Source organism: Undibacterium sp. Ji83W (assembly GCF_049340385.1).
Lineage (GTDB): Bacteria > Pseudomonadota > Gammaproteobacteria > Burkholderiales > Burkholderiaceae_D > Undibacterium.
Window position 1 is genome coordinate 50649 of record NZ_JBMPOZ010000029.1, and the last position, 6852, is coordinate 57500.

Here is a 6852-nt window from a genome sequence, read left to right on the forward strand (position 1 = left end):
GGATTAAGGGATCAAGGGGTTAAGACTTCACCTTCCTGCGCCAGATCGTGTAATAAATCAACCAGACCGGCATGATGAGGGCATTTGAAATCAGGAAGGCAAGACCCGGACTATCCATATGACCATTGATGCTCAGGCCTATTGCAAATAATTCTGCATAGACTAATGGCCCGACAACAAACAGGGCAAACCAGGTTTTCTTGACCCAGCTTTTTTGACTGCTGCTGATGCTGGCAATGGCGTGCGCTTCGTCTATCGATGCCTGGAAGGGATCATTCGGGCGATAGACGTATTGCGCTTCTTCCAGGGGCTCGGGTGTTTCCGGCTTGTCTGCTTTGACTGGTGCAGCAGCAGGGTCGGCAGAGATGGCACTGCCCTTGGGCAACTCCAGATAAAAATCGCCTGCTTTAAAGCGTTGCGGTGTTTGGCTCATGGTGCAATGTGGTACAAATCTGTACTGAAATAGAATGATCACATCTTACACACACGCCTAGCAAAATCAAATGATTCTTGCTCTGCGCTATACCTGCCGGATGATGCGGGCGTGTGCAAATCCGAAACTGATTTGCACACGCCTACAAGCCAAACCATCAAACTATCAGGCTGTCAATTTCAGTTGCAGGCTGGTCGCAGTATAAGTCGGCGTTGCAGTAAATCCGTCAACCGTGATGCTGCTGAATTTGCCTTTCAGGCTGCCTGCATTGATGACGGTGAGTGTATCGCCAACGCTGGGTTTATAGCCGTTCTGGAAGCGTATGCGCAAGCTGCCGCCAGCGATGGTGACTGTGCTGCTGACCTGCACCAGACTTTGCGCGTTGCGCAGGTTGATCTCGAGTGCGCCGCTGGTCAATTGTGTATATTTGCCGGTGATGCTGAGATTGCCTGCAGTATTGGCGACCACGCTGGCGCTGCTATATACATCGCCATTGCCAAAGGCCGTGGCAGAATTTGCTTCGACTGTGCCTGCATCAATTTGTGTACCGCCCGTCCAGCTATTATTGCCAGCCAGCTTCAATACACCACTGCCGAGTTTGCTGAGCTTGCCGTTGCCGTTGATATCGTTACGCCAGATATCCAGCGCATGGAAACCGCCCTTGGTTGCATCCATGTTGACAATGACATTGCCAACAAAACTGCCATAGCCATCTGCCGCAGCAAACAGGTTGAGCCTGCCCCAGCCTTCGGCATCATCCATGACTGGATAGCCAGATGCCACGGCAGTGGTTTTCAAGACCACGCGCCTTTGCGCATCGCTCAAATACGGCAAGCGGGTTTCCAGCAAGACTTCAGCCGCTTTGGGCACCGCTGCCGCAACATTGGTGGCGGCAATCGGGGCAAAGCCATAGGTCATGCGGCGCAAATAATTGGCCTTGTTGCTGGCATAGTCCGCAAACCTGTCCGTTGTTGCAGTGGCAGAATGGGCATAGGCATTGAAGCTATCTGCCGTGGTATTGGTTTGCGTGATCAGGGTGGTGTGAGCTTGTGCATAAGCGGCAGTTTTCTTGGCTGCATTGGCGGCATCATACAAGTTGGCAGCTGCCACGGCTTGTGCCTGTATGCGGCCACTCATGACATCCAGCGGCGAATGCATGCCTGCCATGATGCGGTTCTCACCGAGTTCCAGGCCACGGCTCAGCAACTCCTGGAAACGTTCAGGCACCAGATAAGCCATGGCAACCACGTCGCGGGTAGCCTCTGCCGAATGGCCGCTGGTAAAACCACCATCCGTTGCTGGCGTGGTGCTCTTGGCAGGTACCAGTGATGGGGCGACGATGACCTGGCTGCTCCAGCGGTAAGGGCGGGCGTATTTGTAAAAACGCTTGGCCGGTTCAGTAGAACCATTATTGCCTATCAACGAGACCAGATCGACGACATTGCCAAAGCTGGCATTGGCCGTGCCGCCCACGCCTATATTATTGCCACTGTCGTTGTACAAAACCGTGCCCGCATCGGCAGGTATGGCGGTGATGCTGGTAGTTTGCTGGGCCGCACTGCGCCATGCTGTGGTCAATGGGCCCAGGCCATCGGTCACGCTATAGCCTTTGCCACGACGGTCATCCAGGTAAGCTGTCAGTTCCTGCTCAGGCGTACGTTTGCTGGTCAGGCTGGCGACATAATTGATGTTTGCATCATGTACCGGGCGGTTCAGGATAGTGCCATCTGGCGTGCCGTCATTCGGTACACCTGTCCATTTAGAAGTAACAACTGCCGGAAAATTATCTACCGCAGGCGCAGTCACGCCAGCGTCCACGACGAGTGTCAGTGGCTGCCAGATCGCCAGAAAGCCAGACAGCACGCGCACACCAGCATTGGTTTCCAGCGTCGCATATCTGGCGTCCCCTCGCTGGTTGCTGGCGACGGTATCGACAAAGGCTGGCACACCGGCAGGCACGGGTGCGCTATCAACCACGCCTGGGTCGGCTGGAGGTGCTGGTATCACCAGCGGGCCTTCAATAACGACAGTATCTGTCGCCACGGTGTTCGAGCCACCACCGCAAGCCATCAGAGCAAGTGCGGTGCTGATCATCAAGGCCAGGGGCAGGCGTTTCAAGCAGTGAGTAGAATTCATGATGCAGGTCTGTTCTGAAGTGGAAAAGTCCGGCGATCATAGTGTATGCATGTGACAGTCGTATGACAACCGATCACATGCAATTATCCAACTCTGTGCTACTGACTGCTACCCCATCTGCAATCTCCTGGAAATCTATAGACATGTTGTAGGATAACCTACTCTCATTCAAGATTTGTCGCCTTGTCAGCCATCACGTCTGGCCCCAGATAACTGGGTGGCTGCTTGCCATTGTCCAGCACTATCTTGTCGATCACAATGCCAGGGCGTATGCCATATACATGCAGGCGATGCTTGCCCGCAGCCAGCTTGCCCAGGCTGGCGCGGATCATGCGTGTGGCATTCAGAACACCCTGCGCCCAGTCGGCACTGCCATCCTTGACATCCAGTTGCACCAGTTGTGGCGCGCCGTCATCAATGGCGATTGCCAGCTCCAGTACCGTGCCGCTTAAGGCATGCGTGGGAATCAGGTAAGCAGCAAAGTCGTAATTATCCGGCTGCACCAATGTGAAATCATAATCAAGCCGAGGTGCCGTCGTGGCTGCCTGTGCCAGCGGTATGGGCGTTGCCGTCGTCGGGAACAGTGCCATCGACCCAGTGCCTGTGCGGCCCAGACCGGGTATCAATTCCCAACGCATGCTGCCATGAGTACGTTGCTGATACTGCTCGGCTTCCATCGCAATGGCTGATGCTGAATTTGCTATCGAATCTGCAGGGGAAATTTCAGCAGGTTTCATCGATCCTGCAGGCGGCTGCCATTTTGCTATGCGCATGGATTTCCATTGTTCATCCGCCGGTTCTGCTGCCATGATGCCGCGCCATTTTCCGCCTGCCAGTTGACCATCCCAGTATGCATTGATTGTGCTCAGTTGCTGGTCAGCGGTGATAGCGGCTGCATTGTTGCCACGTTCAGTTTCAAAATAGCGGATATTCGCCAGCGCCGCTGCATGCACGGGATAAGCCAGCAGCTCAAAAAAAGCATCTTGCTTGTCTGCCGGTATTTGCTCGCGCAGCTTGTCTGTGCGGCTTTGCAATTGCCGGAATGCAGTCAGCCTTTGCGTGATTTCCAAAGGATTCAAATCACTGGGACGCGGGCTTGATTTGGGCAACCACCATTGCAAATGTTCTGGCTTGCGCTGGTAATTCAACTGGTAATACTCAGCCAGGATGGCAGCAATTTCTGTTGCATGGGCATGGCCAAATTCACGCGCGGCCCATTGCTGCAAATAATCCGGCAATTGAGCGCGCGGCCAGTGCTGTATATCCCAGGCCATTTGCAAAAAGAATTCTGTGCCAATTTCTGCCGGTTTCAAGTCACCCACATTGGCTATCCATATCGTGCGGGCACCTGCATCATAAGACTTGCTCATTTCTTCCCAGATCAGGGCTGGTGGCGTCGTGCCCAGCCACAAATAAGACAGCGGTGCACCAAGATAAGACAAGTGATAATACACACCAAAACCACCGGCACGCTGGCGCTCTTCGTTATTGGCAAAACTGCGCACGTATCCAAAATTATCATCCGGCCAGATGATGGTGACATCATCCGGTACCTGCAAACCCTGGCGATACAGCGACAACACCTCCTTATAGGCGCAAAACATTTGCGGCACTTGCTGTATATCGGGGTTCACATATTTATTCAGCAAGCGACGCTGGTCGCTGAAGATGGTTTCCAATACCTGCTCGCGCTCTGCATCTGTCTTTGGACCCTGCATTTTGGAATCATGGATACCGCGCATGCCCAGGGTGTAAATGTTTTCATAGCGGCCATTGCTGCGCAAGCGCTCTTCCCAATAAGCACGCACACCGTCTGCATTGCTGACATAGTTATAGCTTTCTGGCGCTGCCTTCCATTCACCAACATTATTGCGCAGCATGGGTTCGGCATGCGATGAACCCATGACGATGCCATAGTCATTTGCCAGCGCTGCGTTTGCAGCCAGTTGATTAAAAGGCGGGCTGACGGCGTGCATGGCTGGCCACAGGGTATTGGCTTTCAGGCGCAGCAACAGCTCAAATACTTTGGCATACGTTTTGGGGCCTATGCCCTTGTGCTCAGGTTCAAAATTCTTTGCTGCCCACACATGCAAACCCCAGTCTTCATCATTGATGAAGATGCCACGATACTTGACCGAAGGTGGGCCAAAACGCCGCGTACCTGCCGCCATGTACAGGGCAGGCTTTTTCTCCGGCACCACATCGGCCCACCAATGCCATGGCGACACACCTATGGCCTGCGACAATTCATAGATGCCAAAAGCCGTACCGCGCGGGTCACTGCCGATAATAACTACAGCACGATCAACGCCAGGCATGGGCGCAGCGACAGTGGCAATGATGAAGCTCTCCCAGGCGCCGTGCAGCTTGCCAATTTCCAGCTTGCCTGCTGCCACCAATCCATCCAGCAAGGGGGACTTGCCCAGCGTACCAACCAGTATCAGATTCGCAGGTGCAGCAGCAACAGTGGAGGCAAGCCTGGCCTTGCGCCCGGTGACACGCTCAAAATCGCTTGCCAGATCCGCTGCTGCCAGATGCACCACCCTGGCATCACCATCGGCAACCAGGATAGTGCTGGGCTTGCTGGCATCAGACAAAGCCACATGACCGGGCCTGGTCACGCTGCTGATCCAGTAGTCATCAACCTGCGCCTGTGCCAGACTGCAAGCCAGCAAAGGCAAGGCCAGTATTCTTGCAATGAACTGCTGCAGTCTGGCTGATGCATGCATGGTTTAGCCCTGTAAAGAAAATCAGTATGCTGCATTGTAGAAGATCATGAATTGCCCCGAACACGCATGCAGCAGCAGAGCTCAAAAAATCGGCAAGATGATTGCAGGCAGGGTGCAGCAAGTGCCTCAGGTAATTTTTTGAAACAGTTTCCTGGTTGTTAAATCGCCCTGCATCCCGTATCTTTGCTGCATCTTCGCTTACCACTGATTGCCATGACACCATCCCGCCTAGCCGTAGTAATGACTGCCTGCCTGATCATCAACCCGGTCTGGGCTGCCGATCTCGCCTATAAAAAACTCTCAGGCAGCACCTTTGAACTGGTACTCAGCAGTGACACCAGCCTGACCGTAGACCAGGCGCAAGTCATGATGGCTGAACCTGCGACAAAATTATGTAATGGCAAAATACCAGAATTTGGCAAATACAAATTTAACCGTACCGAGCCCCTGGCAGGACAAGCCGCAGATGGCAAAACCACGTTCAACATGGTACAAATGCTGAGCTGCGTGGCAGACATACCAGAACGCCCCAAGGCGGCAAGCAGCAAGCTCAGTGAAGATGACATCATCAAATTCAAGGTGGAAGGCAAGAAACTCACCAATGCCTATATGTCAGCCATAGACAATGGCTACTATGAAACTGCCTACAACATGCTGGGCAGGCGCTTGAAAAGCCTCAGTACCCTGGAAGAATGGCAAGCTCGTGTCACTGCATATCAGGCACAAATTGGCAAGCAAACCAGCCGTGACCTGTGGCGCGTCACCGTCTATGAAAACCCGGCCAACTCACCAGAACCTGGTACCTATATCGCGGTTGACTATGAAACCAGGCAAAGCATCGCCCCCATCACCTGCGGCTATCTAGTCTGGTTCTTGCCAGCAGGCAGCAAAAACAACTTCAGCCTGATGCGTGAAGAATATGGACATATCTCTGAAGACATACTGAAATCGACTGCGGCCAGTGATATGGGCAAGTTGCGCAAGCAGATGGGGTGCAAGGTGTAATTATTTGAGTTAATCTAAGCCTTTGCATTAAAGATGATGGTACAGATAAAAATGAAACTCAAAGTCCGGCAACGTGACTTGTATGCCATCAGCATAGTCTCACTTGTGAACGTGCTGATCTTCGCGTCCTTTGGTAAATTTTTTCACGCGATTGCTTTTTCAGTCAGTGCGCTGGTGTTTTTTTTATTAGCGAGAAAATTCTGACTGATGAGAGCGTAGATACGATTAGTGAAACGTAATCGTACGCACGTAAAGCGTTGAGGCAACAGCGATCTCTTTAGCAGAGCACCAAAATCGTTTTGTGATGAGTACTTGAGGATGGTTGGCTTATCATCCTGAGTTCACTTTAATATTGCGAACATCAGCTTTTGTCAACGTATATGGAGTAAGGCGACATGCGTACGATTACGCTCTGCTAATCATACCTTGTATTATGACGCTTCCGGTAGTTAGTTAATATAATTACCAACAAGTTCTTGGTAGGCATATCAAGATCGAGTGACTGGATGCCGCATCGTACCTTTGGTTTGAAACCTGCAACGTAGATTT

The 6852-nt window shown here is 52.5% G+C and carries 5 protein-coding genes; 2 read left to right on the plus strand and 3 right to left on the minus strand.

Features of this window, described 5'->3' with window-relative positions; genetic code table 11:
* Nucleotides 1-19 precede the first annotated feature (19 nt).
* The 3 genes from ACO0LD_RS29145 to ACO0LD_RS29155 form a co-directional block, all read right to left on the minus strand.
* Nucleotides 20-433 carry a hypothetical protein gene (locus ACO0LD_RS29145; protein WP_423012602.1) on the minus strand — a complete coding sequence of 138 codons (414 nt, stop codon included), beginning with the start codon at nt 431-433 and terminating at the stop codon, nt 20-22.
* A 165-nt stretch (nt 434-598) separates the two neighbouring features.
* Nucleotides 599-2569: a phosphatase PAP2 family protein gene (locus ACO0LD_RS29150; RefSeq protein WP_423012604.1), complete on the minus strand. Its 1971-nt coding sequence runs from the start codon at nt 2567-2569 to the stop codon at nt 599-601.
* A gap of 164 nt (nt 2570-2733) precedes the next feature.
* Complete coding sequence (locus tag ACO0LD_RS29155) at nt 2734-5298, minus strand: glycosyl hydrolase 115 family protein (RefSeq protein WP_423012606.1); 2565 nt, start codon at nt 5296-5298, stop codon at nt 2734-2736.
* 213 nt (nt 5299-5511) lie between these two features.
* Here ACO0LD_RS29155 and ACO0LD_RS29160 point away from each other — a divergent pair, with 213 nt between their 5' ends.
* Together ACO0LD_RS29160 and ACO0LD_RS29165 are read left to right on the plus strand one after the other, a co-directional pair.
* Nucleotides 5512-6303 (plus strand): DUF4019 domain-containing protein, encoded by a 792-nt coding sequence (locus tag ACO0LD_RS29160; protein WP_423012608.1) that lies wholly within the window; start codon nt 5512-5514, stop codon nt 6301-6303.
* 51 nt (nt 6304-6354) lie between these two features.
* Nucleotides 6355-6507: a hypothetical protein gene (locus ACO0LD_RS29165; RefSeq protein ID WP_423012610.1), complete on the plus strand. Its 153-nt coding sequence runs from the start codon at nt 6355-6357 to the stop codon at nt 6505-6507.
* Nucleotides 6508-6852: the final 345 nt, after the last annotated feature.

What these genes read in the sequence shown, in the direction of transcription:
- ACO0LD_RS29145 (WP_423012602.1), bottom strand. Translation starts at nt 433, where the DNA reads ATGAGCCAAACACCGCAACGCTTTAAAGCAGGCGATTTTTATCTGGAG.
- ACO0LD_RS29150 (WP_423012604.1), bottom strand. Translation starts at nt 2,569, where the DNA reads ATGAATTCTACTCACTGCTTGAAACGCCTGCCCCTGGCCTTGATGATC.
- ACO0LD_RS29155 (WP_423012606.1), bottom strand. Translation starts at nt 5,298, where the DNA reads ATGCATGCATCAGCCAGACTGCAGCAGTTCATTGCAAGAATACTGGCC.
- ACO0LD_RS29160 (WP_423012608.1), top strand. Translation starts at nt 5,512, where the DNA reads ATGACACCATCCCGCCTAGCCGTAGTAATGACTGCCTGCCTGATCATC.
- ACO0LD_RS29165 (WP_423012610.1), top strand. Translation starts at nt 6,355, where the DNA reads ATGAAACTCAAAGTCCGGCAACGTGACTTGTATGCCATCAGCATAGTC.